Origin of the sequence: Paenibacillus urinalis (genome assembly GCF_028747985.1) — a bacterium.
Classification (GTDB): Bacteria; Bacillota; Bacilli; order Paenibacillales; family Paenibacillaceae; genus Paenibacillus; species Paenibacillus urinalis.
In genome coordinates this window covers 2,630,727-2,646,967 of sequence record NZ_CP118108.1, presented here as the reverse complement: position 1 = coordinate 2,646,967, position 16,241 = coordinate 2,630,727, and the positions used below count along the sequence as shown (strand labels likewise).

12 protein-coding genes are annotated in these 16,241 nt (G+C 45.4%); 1 reads left to right on the top strand and 11 read right to left on the bottom strand.

The features are described 5' to 3' along the window. Nucleotides 1–25 precede the first annotated feature (25 nt). The 8 genes from PUW25_RS12160 to PUW25_RS12125 form a co-directional block, all read right to left on the bottom strand. Complete coding sequence (locus tag PUW25_RS12160) at nucleotides 26–859, bottom strand: carbohydrate ABC transporter permease (RefSeq protein WP_047911715.1); 834 nt, start codon at nucleotides 857–859, stop codon at nucleotides 26–28. A gap of 31 nt (nucleotides 860–890) precedes the next feature. Continuing rightward, complete coding sequence (locus PUW25_RS12155; protein WP_047911968.1) at nucleotides 891–1,787, bottom strand: carbohydrate ABC transporter permease; 897 nt, start codon at nucleotides 1,785–1,787, stop codon at nucleotides 891–893. Between the two features lie 91 nt (nucleotides 1,788–1,878). After that, nucleotides 1,879–3,192 (bottom strand): ABC transporter substrate-binding protein, encoded by a 1,314-nt coding sequence (locus PUW25_RS12150; protein WP_047911714.1) that lies wholly within the window; start codon nucleotides 3,190–3,192, stop codon nucleotides 1,879–1,881. Nucleotides 3,193–3,336: 144 nt separating this feature from the next. Then, nucleotides 3,337–4,332, bottom strand: coding sequence for a helix-turn-helix domain-containing protein (locus PUW25_RS12145; RefSeq protein WP_274338611.1), 996 nt, complete (start codon nucleotides 4,330–4,332; stop codon nucleotides 3,337–3,339). A 128-nt stretch (nucleotides 4,333–4,460) separates the two neighbouring features. Then, nucleotides 4,461–4,862: a response regulator gene (locus tag PUW25_RS12140; protein ID WP_274338610.1), complete on the bottom strand. Its 402-nt coding sequence runs from the start codon at nucleotides 4,860–4,862 to the stop codon at nucleotides 4,461–4,463. Beyond that, a complete protein-coding gene (locus PUW25_RS12135) occupies nucleotides 4,840–6,630 on the bottom strand; it encodes a cache domain-containing sensor histidine kinase (RefSeq protein WP_047911712.1) in 1,791 nt (596 codons plus the stop codon). The genes PUW25_RS12140 and PUW25_RS12135 overlap by 23 nt, the downstream gene beginning before the upstream one ends. Nucleotides 6,631–6,784: 154 nt before the next feature. Beyond that, entirely contained in the window at nucleotides 6,785–7,918 is a 1,134-nt protein-coding gene (locus PUW25_RS12130) for a DNA alkylation repair protein (protein WP_047911711.1), read from the bottom strand. A gap of 4 nt (nucleotides 7,919–7,922) precedes the next feature. Then, nucleotides 7,923–8,636: a MerR family transcriptional regulator gene (locus PUW25_RS12125; protein ID WP_047911710.1), complete on the bottom strand. Its 714-nt coding sequence runs from the start codon at nucleotides 8,634–8,636 to the stop codon at nucleotides 7,923–7,925. Nucleotides 8,637–8,807: 171 nt separating this feature from the next. Between PUW25_RS12125 and PUW25_RS12120 the strand changes: the two genes are divergently transcribed. Next, entirely contained in the window at nucleotides 8,808–9,209 is a 402-nt protein-coding gene (locus PUW25_RS12120) for a VOC family protein (RefSeq protein ID WP_047911709.1), read from the top strand. Nucleotides 9,210–9,290: 81 nt separating this feature from the next. On the opposite strand, the gene cysI is transcribed toward PUW25_RS12120, so the two are convergent. From cysI to PUW25_RS12105, 3 genes are all read right to left on the bottom strand, one after another. Beyond that, nucleotides 9,291–11,015 (bottom strand): assimilatory sulfite reductase (NADPH) hemoprotein subunit, encoded by a 1,725-nt coding sequence (cysI, locus tag PUW25_RS12115; protein ID WP_047911708.1) that lies wholly within the window; start codon nucleotides 11,013–11,015, stop codon nucleotides 9,291–9,293. Between the two features lie 33 nt (nucleotides 11,016–11,048). After that, the gene (locus tag PUW25_RS12110) at nucleotides 11,049–12,890 is read right to left on the bottom strand and encodes an assimilatory sulfite reductase (NADPH) flavoprotein subunit (RefSeq protein WP_047911707.1); all 1,842 of its coding nucleotides are present in this window, start codon (nucleotides 12,888–12,890) and stop codon (nucleotides 11,049–11,051) included. Nucleotides 12,891–13,122: 232 nt separating this feature from the next. After that, the gene (locus PUW25_RS12105) at nucleotides 13,123–16,236 is read right to left on the bottom strand and encodes a pullulanase (RefSeq protein ID WP_052511899.1); all 3,114 of its coding nucleotides are present in this window, start codon (nucleotides 16,234–16,236) and stop codon (nucleotides 13,123–13,125) included. Nucleotides 16,237–16,241: the final 5 nt, after the last annotated feature.

Genomic DNA, 16,241 nt, shown 5'->3' with positions numbered 1-16,241 from the left:
GGAGTAAAAGATTATAATAAATTTTCTATCCTTTGATTCCCGAAAGTGTTACTCCTTCAATGATGTATCTTTGCCCGATTACATAGACGATCAGAACCGGAATTAGGGCAATAGATGCACCTGCCATCATTAGCGTCCAGTCCGTTGAATACATCCCTCGATATAAATTCAACATCATCGGCACGGTAAACTTCTCTGGACTGTTTAGAAAGATAAGAGGATTAAAGAAGTTGTTCCACATGCCGAGAAAAGTAAAAATACCTAAGGCAGACAATGCCGGTTTAATCAGCGGCAGCATAATTTTAGCATAGATGGTCAGCCTCCCTGCGCCATCCACTATCGATGCCTCCTCCATGTCCTTTGGTATTCCGCGAAAGAACTGTCTCAGTAGAAAAACGCCAAACGCGTTCAACAGCGCAGATGGGATGATGATGGCGAGATGGGAATCCAGCCAGCCGATATTTTTAAACATCAAATACAGTGGAATAATGGTCACCTGTCCAGGAACCATCATAGTTGCGAGAAACATGACGAACAGAGGCTCCCGCAGCGGAAATTTGATTTTTGCAAAGGCATATGCTGCCATAGAACAAGTAATAAGCTGGCATAGGACAACAATGACGTTAATGTAAAGACTATTGAGATAAGCTCTGCCAAAGGGCAGCGCAGTGAGAGAATCCCTGAAGTTGGTCCATACAAACGGATCAGGAATCCATTTCGGCGGAACGACAAACACTTGGGACAAGTCCTTCAAGGAGCTGAGCAGCATCCAGACAAAAGGCAAAGCCATGATACAGGCGCCGATGATTAACACAAAATGAAGCAGCAGCGTACTGATCCTGAAGCCTTTAAGCGGCATTCGTGGTTCCTCCTCTCATAAGATGGGCCTTCTAATCCTCATAATGCACCCAACGCTTCGACATTTTCATTTGGAACAATGTAAGGGTAAGGATGACGATGAATAGAATGACGGCCGCTGCCGTGCTTTTTCCAAAAGTAAAATCAACAAATGCCATTTCATAAATATGATAAACCATCGTATAACTGGCTTTTGCTGGTCCGCCCGATGTCATGACAAAGGACTGGTCAAAGACCTGAAATGAGCCGATAACGGACATAATGGTTACGAAAAAGGTGGTTGGCGACAACAGTGGTATCGTAATGTACTTGAGCTGCTGCCATTTACTTGCCCCGTCGATCTGCGCGGCTTCATAGTATGTGGGCGAAATTCCTTGAAGACCCGCCAGAAAGAGGACCATATTTCCTCCAAGCCCCATCCAGATACTTAGCAGAGCGATAGAAGGCATAACAAATCTGCTATCAGTCAGCCACTGCGGTCCCTGTATGCCGAACCACTCCTGTAAGTACAGATTGATCAGGCCAAAATCCGCATTGAACAGCCACATAAAAACAACAGCAACCGCAACGGACATCGTAATATTAGGCATAAAGTAAATCAGTCTATAAAAGACCTTGCCCTTCACCTTGTTCAGTCCAACCGCAACAAGCATCGCGAGAACAATCCCTGTCGGTACTGATAGAATCGTATAGTAGATCGTGTTGACGACAGCGATCCGAAATTCTTCATCCTTCAGCTGGGAAGCAAAATTGGCAAATCCGACAAACTCTTTCGTTCCCATGCCGTCCCAGTTCATCATACTGATGGCAAAGGCAGAAACTAACGGAATCAGGGCAAAACAGATTAAACCCAATAATTGCGGGAAGATAAAGAAATATCCCCACAAGCCGTCTTTCCTTCTGTTGGTCCATGTTGTTCCCGAGGACATTTCACCCTTCGGAGATGAAGAGGGTAACGAAGGTCTCGGCAGCTGCAAGTTCACTATACAGACACCTCCTTAGCTGGGTACATGATCAATATCACTTGCTCTTATATTCGTCGATCTTCTGGTTCGCCATCGTCTGAATATCCATGAGAGAAGATTCCAGCGGCTGATCTTTCAGCCATAGCGCCTCGAACTTGGAGGCGATGTCCTGAGTTAATCCTGGAATACCCGCCTCAGCAGGAGTAAGTGCATAACCCACCTCACGTGCATCTAAGAACAGCTGTGCATGCTCAGGAAGGTTGCCCTCAAGTACAACTTCATCAACCCCTCCAACGGATGGAACGGCATTACTACCGCCTTGCAGGCGGAATTTTTGACCATCGCTGTTGAGATATTCGGAGAAGAACTGAAAGGCTGCCTCTTTGTTCTTTGAGGCTTTATTAAGCACGAGATAGGCAGTGGCTATCCCTGCCGGCTCGATTTTGTTGCCGGTGTTTGTCGGCCATGTCACGACATCATATTCCAGGCTGGCATTTTTCTTAAACAACGGCAGGTACCAGCGCCCAGCACCGACAAAGCCAACTTGGTTGGACATGAACATTGCATCTCCGCCTTGTCCTTTGGGAAGGGTGCCTGAGAACGTAATATTCTTTACTCTTACGTTATCGTATAGAAACTGAAATGCTTCCTTGGAGCGCTCATCCGTTGCTCCGATAAATTGACCATTCCCATCATAAATCTGGCCTCCGTTCGAAGTAACCCAGCTATGATAAGTGTTCCAGCTGTTATCCAATACGTATCCGTATTTATTGCTCTCACGAATTTTGGTCGTCATCTCCTCAAATTTGTCCCATGTCCATTCTCCGCGCCCCTGCAACTCTGCAGGCAGTTCCGTTATTCCCGCCTCCTCAAGCACCTTTTTGTTATACCAGAGCACCATCGGATTGCAGTCTACGGGAACACCATAGGTTTGTCCGTCCCGCTGAGCTGCACCCCATAACCCTGGAAAGTAGTCCTCCTCTTTAATCAGGCTGCCTTCCGCCTCCATAAGCGGTGTAAGATTCTCAATACTGTTGTTCTCAATCAATTTAACGATAAGTCCATCTCCGGCATAAAAGATATCCGGGGCTGTTCCTCCTGTAAGCTGTGTCAGAATTTTTTGGTCGTACTCACCGGGGATCGGAATAAATTCTGCCTCAATGTCAGCATGCGTGCTGTTAAATTCTTTCGTCAGCTCCTGATACCGGCTGAGTTCTCCCGGGTTGCCCCAGCTTGCCCATTTGATCTTTACCTTTTCCCCCGACTCTCCGTCCGATCCTTCGCTTCCTGCTCCGCTGCATGCTTGAAGAATTGTGGAGAACAACAGCGCGAGTACAAGCATCGCCCCTCTAGCCTGTTTTCTTGTCATCATTTTTCCCTCCCATGAATTTTAGGTGCTGAATGTAGATGACTTCACTACGAAGTATTTTTTGTAAGCGCTTTTATTATAAATCGGGTTGAACTATCCATTGAACGGGATATGTTCCGAAAGAGTGTGTTGGATTCCGATGATTCATTTGCGATACAACCCTTGATATTCAGCAGGAGATATGCCGACCCATTTCTTAAATTGTTTGCTGAAGTGCTTTACATCATTGAAACCGGACATTTCTGCTACCTCATACACTTTGAGCGAGGAGCTTCCCAGCAGGTGTTTAGCATGCCCAAGCCTTAAATGAATCAAATAATCTATGAAGGTATGCCCGGTTACGCGTTTAAACATCTCACTAAAGTAATTACGGCTTACGGATACGTGACTTGCTACTTCTTGAAGTGAAATACTTTTTCTGAAATGGGTCTCTATATAACTGACTGCTTGGGCCACAATTCGTTCATGGATGGATTCTTCCGGAGACAGAGCAGTAGATAACGCTGCGACAAGATCACGATAATCCTGTTTGACAATAACGATCACTTCATGAACCTGCTTTAACCGATCCAGCTGCCTGATGTGAGCAGCAATTTCGTGCTTTGCTCCCTGCTGAACAAACAGGCTTAACACTCCTTCCGCCTCTGTGATTACCCGCTGCTTGCTGTTTGAGCTCATCCAGCACCTGCATATATTCTCGAGGATTTCCTCTCCTTTGCTATACAGGCCAGAGCGGATCATGTCGGTAAATTGCAATATCGATTCCTGGTTATTTGCTGAATCTGCAGGGTAATCCTTTTCCATTGTTTCAGCAGTCAGCACCTTTCCTGGTCCAGTGAAAAACGTCGCGGCAAGCGCTGTTCTCGCCTCTTCCCATGCAGAACGAATCCGGTGTAAAGGTGGATGCTTCCTGCTTATTCCAATAGTCAAATTGAGTTCTGAGCTTGAGAAATCCCGGAGGCTGCGCTGCGTGTCTATCCACTCGGCCAGTAAAGGGATCTTCGCCGTATCCTCAGGCAAATAGATTACACATTGATGAGAATAAGCAGTACAGAAGATGCTATTCGGAAACACCTCATACCATCGCTTCTTGAGCTGTTCTAACGAAATATTGGAGCCGTCAGTGTCTAATACAGCCATCCGAAATGGTCCTGCAGTCATCTCCGTATGAAAGGCTGTTGAGGCAACTATATCTTCTGACAGTGCCTTGTACAGCAGGTGCTCTTTCTTTTTATACGGCAGCAGGATAGCCTCCTTCCTATATTCGTTTAGTATCCGAAGGTTTTGTTTTTCCTGGTGCATTTTTTTCGCAGCTGATCAAGGACAGGGACTAACGTGCTTTCAGTTAATGTTGGTTTCAAGATATAATCCGAGGCACCTAGCCGGATTCCTTCCCTTACGTATTTAAAGTCACTATGGCAGCTCAACAGCAGGACTTGAACCCAAGGACACAACTCCCTGGCTGCACGGGTTAACTCAAGCCCATCCATAACCGGCATTGCAATGTCCGTAATGAGGATATCGATGTCTCTGCTCTCGACCCATTTCATCGCCTTAGCACCGTTAGCTGCTTCACCTACGACTTCATAGCCATGCCCTTTCCAATCAAAGACCGTCCTTAGTCCTGTTCTTGCTATTTTCTCGTCATCAACCAACAGCACCCTGCACATCCAAATCTCCCCCTTGGCTGGATAAGGTAATCTTCACTTCGGTTCCGGCCCCAATTCCGCTTCTCATTTGCACGCCATAGTTATCGCCGTAATACAATTGAATGGTTTGATGCACATGCCTGACTCCGATATTCATCATCCCTTGGTTAAATCGTTCTCTGTCCCGGTTCAACAGCTCCTCCAATCGATCACTGCTCATCCCAACACCGTCATCACGAATGAGAATTGTTAAATCCTTTTCGTTCAAAGCAACCTTAATCTCGATACGGCCTCCACTGTCCTTTGGAGCAATACCATGAAAAATAGCATTTTCTACAATAGGCTGAAGCAGCATACGCGGCAGCGGTATTTCCCTAAGCTCATCCGGACAGCTGATGTCCAGCTGAATCTCATAATCATATCTGTAATTTTGAATGATCATATATTTAGTAAGCAGATCCAGCTCCTCTCCCAGCCTTATAAAAACACCGTCGCGGGCTAAGCTCCCTTCGAGAAGCTGTACAAGTGTTGTTATCGTGTGATCGACCTCTGTCGTTCGGTTCAGCCTGGCCAGCCATCGGATGGAATTCAGTGTGTTATAGAGAAAGTGAGGGTTAATTTGGTAGCGGAGAGCCCTGATTTCCGCCAGTTTCTTCTCTCGCTCCTCTCTTGCGATTTGTTGAATGAGGATATCGATCTGTTCAATCATTTTGTTAAAGCTCTTGCCAAGCTGTCCAATTTCATTGCTTCCTACATCCGGACTTCGCACACTAAGATTGCCCTCTTCTCCTTTTCGCATCAAACGGCTCAGCTTCACCAGCGGATTTCCTATTTTTAAGGTGACAAAATAACCCATTCCTATTGCAAACAGAAGAGCACAGAGTATAATCCATACTGTGAATTTTCGAATACTTGCGGAATCAGCTGTCAGTTCTTCCAGCGGTACAATGCCGTGAACATACCAGCCGTTGTTCATTTTTTCAGGAATCATGAGAGTGCTCTTATTTCCACTGTGAAACTGCCTCATTTGAGCGGGGAGCTCCAGATCACTGATTTGCCCGTAGAGTGTCTTGTCCGGATGATAAAAATACTGATGCTCATCATTCGTGATGACCACATAACCGCTGTCACCAAACTGGACCTTGTCGAGCTCCGAAATCAGCACATTGCCCATCATTTCAAAAAATAAAATTCCGGTTATTTCACCTGTTTCCCAGCTGCGAATAGCCCGGCCAAATCCGAATATAGGAAAGCCCATACCCGCCTGTTTGAGGTACGATTCCTCCGATAAACCAAACCAGACAGAGGCTCCATTAGCCTGAAAAATCTGCTTAAACCACTCGGATTGCTCATGGTTGGGAATCGACATAAAGGAGTCGGCGCTGAGCACAGAATTCCGCTTTTTGATATCAAAAATATAAATATCCAGAATCTCAGGCGAGTTGATCATAATGGAGGTCAGCAAATCTTTTCCCTCTTTCACCTTAGCGGTGCTCTCGTATAATCCGGATTCCTGATCCTCCAATATGCCGTGGATAATTTTGCTGTTGAGAAGCATCATGGAGGAATCGTCGATTTTCTTGAAGAACATATTCAATTTGTCACTCAGCTGCGTTATCGTAAGAGACGCTACCTTGCTTACCTGCTCCTCTACAATGGAGGCTGATTTTTCATATGACAGGTATCCCATGATGATTACCGGTATGGCCATACCGATAAAAAAGAGCAAAAACAATTGAACAACGATGGAATGCAGTGATTGAAGGACTCTCTCGGCAAGCTTCCTCATATAAATACTCATCTCCTCTCTTCTTTTTGATAGCGCTTCCAAATGAAGTGAGTTAATATTACAGCATTCTTGTTTAAAAGTCGTCATTTTCTTTGGGGGAAAAACAAAACGCCCGAAGTCTAAAGTAATAGACCTCGGGCGCATCAATTATTTGTTATAAATTGCTTAAAGCTGGTCCCTCTATGGCATTTTGAAGCTGTAATTCCGTATACGCAATTTCCTGACCGTTCAAGAGCAGTACAATACGGTGAAGGCCGGGGTAATGGCGGCGTGTGCTCAAATCTGCCCAGCGATGGGTCCTTGAGCCGCTAAGCCGGGAACCTCCTTCTACTGTTTTGTCCGATAACAGAAATTTTTTGCGGGAAACCTTGCTTCCAGCCTTAACAAAATCAATACCGTATTCGATTCGAATACGAACAGGGGGACCTGTGCGAACAAGCAGCTCGTACCTGAGTGTTGTATTCTCTCCAATATTTATCGTGACAGGAACTACCGACACGGCTGCCTCCATAGCTAGCGGCGTTGTCTCTGAGGCTGAAGTGTATCCGAACAGGGCCATCACTTCCGGTTCGGCTGAGCGAATTAAGCTTCTGCAGGCATGTCTGACAATCCAATCCGTATGCGGATTCTGTCCCATCCATTCCTTGGCAATCTGTAGAACCAGCTCTGGGTGATCCTTCGCAATGTCATTCAGATTGTTGGCCACACTTTTACGAACATATAAGGATGGATCCGTCTTCAATTGAGTCAGTATAGGCAGGATTGGAGCGGGATCACGCTTAAATTCTGTCAATGCTTGTCCCCACGGCAGTCTTGGTCTGCAACCTTCACTTGCGAGCCGCCGTACATGCTCATTCTCACTTGTAGACCAGGATCGCATTTGCTTCATCATCCGTTTAGGATGCTGAATAATAAACGGTCTTACCGCAAACTCAGCAGAAGAATGCTGCGTAAATGCCTCAAGTGCTCGCATGGACAGCTCAAAATGCTCATCGGCTTGACCGAATACCTCGACATAATCTGGTAGAATCAGATAAGGGAAACCAGAGCAATGCCGGTTCACTTCAAGTAAAATATCTATTGCATGTTCATATCGTTCAGGCAATAAAGTTCCAAGCACGTTAGTAATATGACGAATCCGAGCTTTCAGAGCAAGCTCCTCCCAATGCTCATTCATGACTTTATCTACGAAAGCTTCAGCCGGAAAGGAAGGATCAGCAGCTTGTATCGTTTGTCCGAACTCCATTAGAAAGGTTGGATTATATATTTTTTTCAACGGTTCTGCCATGTAATTATTCTCCTTGTCTTAAATGTACTATAGACACCACATCGAGAAGATTCTGTAACGCTGCTATTCCACGTACTTGTTCTTCTAATGCGTAATCATTGTAGGCCAGTGACTTTAGTGTTATTTCTTTCGCCTGGGCAATGTTATACTTCTCAAGATCCGCTAATACCTCACGAACAATGTTCAATGAATAGGCGGCTTTTTGCACAGTTCGAATGATCAGTACTCTTCGGATATCAGACGCATTGTAAATACGAAATCCACTATCCTTGTGTCGATCTGGAGTGATCAACCCTTCCTTCTCCCAGTGTCGGATGGCAGACGTAGATACATTTGCTTCTCTTGCTACATCCCCAATTGTAAAATAATTTCGATCAAAGAAACGCGGAATTTCCATCAGCTCATTTAATTCAAGTATTTCTGCCGTTTTTTGTACAGTTTCCTTCTCTGTATGTAGCTTTACCTGTGCTTGATTAACCAGCCATAATGCCTCCATCTTGTTCCCTCTTATAATAAGTGGCATAAGCTCCTTAATCAATTCCATACCAAATCCAGGCAAGAGCGCACGGATACATTGAAAATAGGCCTCATGCTCCACGGTATAAATTCGGTATCCATTCTTCTCCCTTTCCACCTTAGGAACCAACCCCCAGGATTCATAATGCCTTAAGGCACTGGTGCTAATGTTCAATTTCTTGGCTATGTCAATCCCTCTCATAAACTACTCCTATGAACATCTTGTTATTTGAAATTAAACCTCATGACGGCTTTTAAGTATAGAATACCCTTACTTCAGTAAAAAACATAACAAACCTTAGCATTTGCATCAATATTATATGATCTAAATGTAAGGTGAAATTTATCAAAATCCTAAGGAGTGAAGTTCAAAATGAAACATACGATCGTACCCTATTTCATGGTGCTGAGTGCATCCCAATTTATTGATTTTACCAAGTCTGTTTTTCAGTCCGAGGTCGTGAAGGTTAATAAGCATGAAGAAACAGGAGGAATTATTCATGCAGAAATGAAAATCGGTGAGAGCCTCATTTACTTTGCCGATACTTCACATGATGGCAGCTGCGGTCCAGGCGTATGCGGTGAGTTAAAAAATGACGGATTAATTCCAATTCAAATGTATATATATGTGGATAACGTAGCAGATACTTACGAGAAAGCAATCGCAGCTGGTGCAGCATCAGTGATGGAAGTGATGGAAGATGAAGTTGGCGGCTGCATGGCAGGGTTTGTCGATCCATTTCAAAACTTATGGTGGCTTCAATCGAAAAAGTAAAGCAGTACAAGAGCCATAACAAAAAGAGAAGTACCTGTCAAAGCAGGTACTTCTCTAGCCTTAATTCCAATGAAGCAAATATTACGCGTGAAATCTCATACCGTCATATACAGCTTCCACGTATCCAGCACGGATGACAAAATCACCAAAATGCTCTCCATCCTCACGCTCTTTAGCATATCTTGCGATGATCTCATCAAGCGACTCCAATATTTCTTTTTCCCCAATATTCTCTTTGTAGAGCTTATTGAGGCGTGAACCGTTAAATGCGCCGCCCAAATACATATTGTATTTACCGGGTGCTTTGCCGATGAAGGATAGCTCAGCCAGCATCGGGCGGGCACATCCGTTAGGGCAGCCTGTCATGCGGATTACAATCTCCTTCTCACGAAGTCCGTTACTTTCCAGAATACACTCGATTTTTTCCATAAGTGTAGGAAGGTAACGTTCGGATTCGGCCATCGCAAGTCCACAAGTAGGAAGCGCAACACATGCCATGGAGTTTCTACGAAGCGCTGAATAATGAAGCCCATCCGTCAAGCCGTATTCAGCGATCAGCTTCTCAATCTTCTTCTTGCTCTTCGGTCCGACGTTCCCAATAATCAAGTTCTGATTCGCCGTGAGGCGGAAATCGCCTTTGTGAACCTTGGCAATTTCACGAAGACCTGTCATCAGCGGATAACCATCTAGATCGACAATTCGTCCGTTCTGGATAAACAGGGTGAAGTGCCATTTGCCATTACTGCCTTCCACCCAGCCATAACGGTCACCATTATGATCGAAATGAAAAGGACGCGCAGGCTCCAAGGCATAACCAAGACGAGTGGTCAATTCATTCTTCAGCCAATCCAGACCCCGATCATCTACCGTATATTTGAAGCGTGCGTGCTTACGAACGGCACGATCACCGTAATCACGCTGAATCGTCACAATCTTCTCAGCTACATCTACCATCTGCTCTGGAGTACAGAAGCCGATTAACTTGCCGACCTGAGGATATGTTTTGGTATCTCCATATGACATCCCCATACCGCCGCCTGCGGTCACATTGAACCCTTTCAGCTTGCCATCCTCCACGATCGCGATATATCCGAGATCCTGGGAGAATACATCGACATCATTCGATGGAGGTACTGCAATACCGATCTTGAATTTACGCGGCAGATATACCGCACCATAGATAGGCTCCTGCTCTGCATCATTATCACGGCTGTCAATGATCTTCTCTTCATCAAGCCAGATCTCATGATACGCTCTTGTGCGGGGATCGAGATGATCACTAACCTTACTAGCCCAAGCATACACTTCTTCATGCACTTCGGATTGGTAAGGATTTGGGTTGCACATCACGTTCCGGTTAACATCTCCGCATGCAGCAAGTGTGCTTAGCAGTGCATCGTTTACTTCGCGGATCGTGCTCTTCAGATTCCATTTCAGTACACCGTGAAGCTGGAAGGACTGACGTGTTGTCAGCCGGATTGTACCGTTTCCGTATTTATGAGAGATCCGATCCATCATCAGCCATTGATCCGGTGTCACCACACCGCCAGCAGCGCGTACGCGCAGCATGAACTGGTAGGCTGGCTCCAGCTTCTGCTTGGCACGCTCGTTGCGAAGATCACGATCATCCTGCATGTAGCTGCCGTGATGCTTCATCAGACGATTATCATCTTCTGGAATAGAACCTGTAATTGGATCTTTTAATGTTTCAACAAGACTGCCTCTTAAATAATTGCTTCGACGTTTTATATCCTCTACATCGCTGTGGGGTGCATTTTGTGGCGGGTACAATTCATTTAGTGCCATGCTAGTATCTCCTTCCGGTATGAAAAGCCTTCCTTAGTAAACATCGCGTTGATATCGTTTGTCCTGCTGTAATCGAATCAGATAATCCGTTGCCGCCTCCATCGTCAAGCCGCCTTCCTGTACGAGAATGGCTGCAAGTGTGGAATGAACATCGTGCGCCATCTTCTTCTCATCTCCACAGACGTAGATGTAAGCACCCTCCTGAAGCCACTCGTACAGCTCACGGCTTCTCTCGAGCATCCGGTGCTGAACATATACCTTCTCGTCTGTATCTCTGGAGAAAGCGACATCCATCCGGGTCAGCACACCATCTGCCAGCCAGCGCTGCCATTCCACCTGATATAAAAAGTCGGTTGCAAAATGCTGATCACCATAGAACAGCCAGCTCTTACCCCCGGCTCCCTGCTCTTCTCTCTCTCCAATGAATGCACGGAAAGGAGCAACACCCGTACCTGGTCCAATCATAATAATTGGTGCATCAGGGTTCGCTGGAAGCTTGAAGTTATCGTTATTCTGTATAAATACAGGGAGTTGATCTCCTGGTTCAATTCGTTCTGCCAGCTGCACGGAGCAGACACCGTAGCGATCCCGTCCGTTCGCTTGGTAACGTACTGTACGCACGGTCAAATGCACTTCATCAGGATATGCACTTGGACTGCTGGCAATGGAATAGAGGCGTGCCGGGATTTTACGAAGCAGCGTAACGAATTCAGATGCGGTTACACCTCGTAGATCAAAGTCCTGGATCAAATCGAGCAGATCATGGTCATTGATATAATTGCGAAGCTCTTGTTCATTACCTGGCTCAAGTAGCTTTCTAAGCTGAGCATTCGAGGTCAGATTCACAATTTGCTCCAGCAGCGGCTTTGTCAGTACCGTAATTTCAAAATACTTCGTCAGTGCATCCTGTAAAGAGAGCGTGTCGCCTTTTTTGGATACCTGAATGATTTCTTCACCGTTCCACCCTGCTGCAGCAATGATCTCTTCTACGAGCAAAGGATGATTCTGAGGGATGATTCCCAAGCTGTCTCCTGGCTCATAAGTAAGTCCAGATCCTTCTAAGGACAGCTCGATATGTCTCGTTTCACGATCAGACCCGCGTCCGTTCAAATTTAGATTCTCAAGCACCTCGGCTTGAAACGGGTTCGATCTGGTGAACTCTGATTCCGTACTGGTAGAGGCTGCCGCACCTACACTACTGACACTTACCGGTGTTAATGTACTTGCCGCATTCAGCTCAGACAGGACATTATTCATCCATTCGGCTGCTGACTCTTCAAAGTCAACATCGCAGTCCATTCTTGGCGTCAAACGAGTTCCGCCGAGCTCGGCCAGACGATTGTCAAAATCCTTGCCTGTTTGGCAGAAGAATTCGTAGGAAGTATCTCCAAGTGCCAGAACAGAGAATTTCAAGTCATCCAGCTTAGGTGCACGTTTACTGTGCAAAAATTCATGGAAAGCGATCGCACTATCCGGCGGCTCTCCTTCTCCATGGGTGCTGACGACAATGAGCAGATTTTGAACCTTCTTCAGATTGTTTGGTTTGAAATCACTCATAGAGCTGGTTGTTACTTCAAACCCTTGCTCCTGAAGCTTCTTGCTGAATTTCTTCGCAATTCCGCTGCTGTTTCCCGTCTGGGAACCGAACAGTACGGTAATCTCTTTGCTGATCGCAGGTGCAGCTACTGCAGGCTGACCAGCAACGTTCACAGCCGGTGCTTCTAACGCAGATGTCGCAGCCACACCGCTTGCTTGAATCGCCGTTAAATAGCCGCTAAGCCATATACGCTGTGTCTCGGATAATGTAGGTAATAATCGATTTAATAGTTCCGTCTGTTCCTGAGTAAATGGGCTGTTAATCACTTGGAGTTCCAATAATATCCACCTCGGATGCTTTGATAATAATTCTCAGTAAGTTTATCAGAATTAATTTGTCTCTACTGAAACTATCACAGGACCAGAGAGTGGTCAATTAGATTGATCTTATGACATCTATCAGGTTTGCTGATAAAGGGTGTTTTTTCGTGAATAAGAGATAATTATCTAGAAATATGGTGATGAATAGAAAACTCTCCCTATCAAATAAGGAGAGTTTCTTAGGAATGCTTTACTTTTTAGATTTTTCTTTCATCTTAATTACAACAGCCGTCAGCGGCTCAAGTGTAATTGAAGTTTTACTAAGTTCAAACCCGGATTTGTCAGAAACCGCCTTAACTCCAGCTTCATCCTGATCCACGACAACAGTTCCTTTCGTAAGATCTGTGTCGAGACTAAGCGTTCTTGGGGTTTGATCCGCATTAACAAAAACATAGTATGTCCCCGTGTTATCCGTAGACTTATTTTTGTAGGCGATGATTAGATCCTTGCTGTTCATCTCCGGTGCCTTAATTAGAGATACATTCTTATCTACGAGAGATTCATCCCCTAGACGGAAGGCGTTGGTTGATTTCCTCAGTTGAATGAGTCCCTCCGTATACTCCCTTGTTACACTGTTAACCGGATATTTCTTACTGTCCAGTGCCTTATCCCAATCGAATTTGTTAATCGCATCTGAAGAGTCATAGGAATCGTGAATGAAATAGCCAAATACTTTACCGGTTTCATCTGACAAAGCGTGATATTTCTGCTCAGGCAACCCTTCACCATGCCACTGCTTCGTACGTCCGTATTCCTGCCCCGCGTGCAGAAATACCGTTCCCTGAGAAGTCAGCACCATCAGATTCCCAAGTCTGATTCGCTGATGAATTTCAAGATCATTTGCCGGTATGGACGGATCTTTCTTGATCGATTGTGCAATAACATCATACAGCGGGAGATTATCGTGAGCTTCAATATATTGCACCATATCTCCAGGATCGTCCGCTGGCGTGTTTGTCGGCTGGCCTTTGATATTGCTCATGATCAGGTTGATATCTCTTGCACCGCCAGTAAGGAATCTAGGCTCTCCTTCAGAACCGAATCCGGATTTTAATTCATTACGAATTTCATCGGAGAATACACCCACATCATTTGTCTCGTCCATCCAATCCTGGTCCGCACCTTGTCCGGCAAGTTCAGTATCTGCATTGGCTCCACTGAAGGTTCTCCAGCCCTCACCAATGAATAGCGCATTCGGATTCAGCTTGGCAGCTGCATCATAAGCTTTTTGAATAGAACCGGAAGTCGCATCCCCCATCATATCGAATCGCATTCCATCAATTTTATACTCATCAAACCAGTATTTCACCGAATCCACCATCAATTTCTCTGCCATTACATGATTCGTAGCCAGATTATTGCCGAAGCCGCCGACGTATGCACCATTACTGTCCTTCCAAGCATAGTAATTCGGAACGATATCATTCAGAAGATCAGCATTCGCCATGTGCGTATATACGACATCGAGAATGACACCCATACCTGCATCATGAATAGCATCAATCATGTTCTTAAGCTCTTTGACTCGAAGCTCCGGATTTGTGGCATCTTCGGAATACGCCCCATCAGGAGAGAAGTAATTGTGAGGGTCATATCCCCAGTTGTATTCGTTGCCTCCGGCAGAGTATTGAAGCTCCCTGTTACCCATCTTCGTCTCATCCCCATAGTACCAGGCCATAACCGGGAGAAGCTGTACGTGAGTGACGCCAAGTGATTTCATATAATCCAATTTGTCTTCTAATGCATTATAGGTGCCCCATCTGGAGGTTAGGTCATCTTGAATTGAAGGATCGGAAGTATAATCCCGAACGTGCAGCTCCCATATAATCGCATCCTCTCTATTTTTATAACCGTCAATCTTGGCATAGTTATAACCCTTCGGATTTGTTTTACTGAGATCAATGATGGCTGCTTTACCAACGACATCCCCGTCTTGACCCGCAGCGCCTGAGGTATCGACCTGGAAGGCTGCCATCGATTTCGCATAAGGATCCAGCACTTTTCGACTCTCGCCATTGTTTACAACCTCATATTGGTAGAAATAATTTTTAAGATCCTTCACGCCATGCTCTTCTGGTCGAACTACGGTCTTCCATACCCCTTGCTCTTGAAGGGTCAGCTCCTTGGATCCAATATGAACAGATGCATCCTTCTTATCGTATACATTTAGCTTTACCGAGCTTGCAGTCGGTGCCCACAGCTTGAAGGTGACTTTTTTCTTACTGTATGTAGCACCGAGGTCGTTACCCTTATAAGCATATAATTCATCAATAACACTCCAATGAAGCTCTGCCTTAACCGATATGCCTGCATACGTAATTGTAAGTGGAAGCTTGTTCAGATCAAAATCAGCTGTGATTTCTACTGTATTATTCTCGCTTACTTTGACTTCACTAGCTTCAACAACCGAGCCAGCCTGATCCTTAATGATCAATTCCCTGCTTACCGCATCCGGAGTAAGTCCTTCAGTTCGAGTAAATTTGAGCTCAATCAGGTCCTTGGATGTGACTGTAGCAGCTGTAACTCCTGTAGCCATCTCACCATAGGGTGAGACGTACACTTGATCATCACCTTCCCGGACCCATAAATGATCATAATGCTGAAGGAGGTTGAAGCTCTTATCTCCACCATCCTTTTCCTCGCCATTATTACGATTCACTATAAGAAACCCGAGCTTCGTGGCATCCTCTTTTAGCTCAACATCAATATAAGCACCATATTTATCGGTCTGTTCGTTAGTAAATGGGAGCGCGCCCTTCGGCCAATCTGTTGAAGGCGCTTTCACATCTTCCCATAACCATAATCCATATCCATTATAGTCTTGATCTGCACGAGAATAATGGATTCGCACGACATCATCAGCCAAGGGTACAGGTTCATACAGGAGAATCTCGTCTGATCCTTGTCCCAGCCACACCTCATTTATATTTGTTGAGCTCAGCTCTAGTATCTTATCTCCACCGTGCTTCTCCCCGGTCGTCCGATCTACGATGAGAAAGCCAACTTTTTTAGCATCTGCTCTGAGCGGAATATCTACATAGGCTCCATAAGCATCCTGCTGTTCTGCTGTAAACGGAATTGCACCGCTTGGCCATTCGGCTGATGGAAGCTCTACATCCTCCCATACCCAAACACCCAGATTCTCTCCAGTCCCGTCATAATGAATTCTTAAATTCTGCTCAGGTATCGACTGAATTGAATGATTCTCCTGAGCATCAACAGGCACGATCCATATGCTTGTCAAGACCATAACTGCAGCGATGAACACTGTTAATGCTGTACGCAAAGAACGATAATTGCGCATGAACA

Coding starts and splice junctions, on each gene's coding strand:
- PUW25_RS12160 (WP_047911715.1), bottom strand. CDS start 859: ATGCCGCTTAAAGGCTTCAGGATCAGTACGCTGCTGCTTCATTTTGTG.
- PUW25_RS12155 (WP_047911968.1), bottom strand. CDS start 1,787: ATGTCCTCGGGAACAACATGGACCAACAGAAGGAAAGACGGCTTGTGG.
- PUW25_RS12150 (WP_047911714.1), bottom strand. CDS start 3,192: ATGACAAGAAAACAGGCTAGAGGGGCGATGCTTGTACTCGCGCTGTTG.
- PUW25_RS12145 (WP_274338611.1), bottom strand. CDS start 4,332: ATGGCTGTATTAGACACTGACGGCTCCAATATTTCGTTAGAACAGCTC.
- PUW25_RS12140 (WP_274338610.1), bottom strand. CDS start 4,862: ATGTGCAGGGTGCTGTTGGTTGATGACGAGAAAATAGCAAGAACAGGA.
- PUW25_RS12135 (WP_047911712.1), bottom strand. CDS start 6,630: ATGAGGAAGCTTGCCGAGAGAGTCCTTCAATCACTGCATTCCATCGTT.
- PUW25_RS12130 (WP_047911711.1), bottom strand. CDS start 7,918: ATGGCAGAACCGTTGAAAAAAATATATAATCCAACCTTTCTAATGGAG.
- PUW25_RS12125 (WP_047911710.1), bottom strand. CDS start 8,636: ATGAGAGGGATTGACATAGCCAAGAAATTGAACATTAGCACCAGTGCC.
- PUW25_RS12120 (WP_047911709.1), top strand. CDS start 8,808: ATGAAACATACGATCGTACCCTATTTCATGGTGCTGAGTGCATCCCAA.
- cysI (WP_047911708.1), bottom strand. CDS start 11,015: ATGGCACTAAATGAATTGTACCCGCCACAAAATGCACCCCACAGCGAT.
- PUW25_RS12105 (WP_052511899.1), bottom strand. CDS start 16,236: ATGCGCAATTATCGTTCTTTGCGTACAGCATTAACAGTGTTCATCGCT.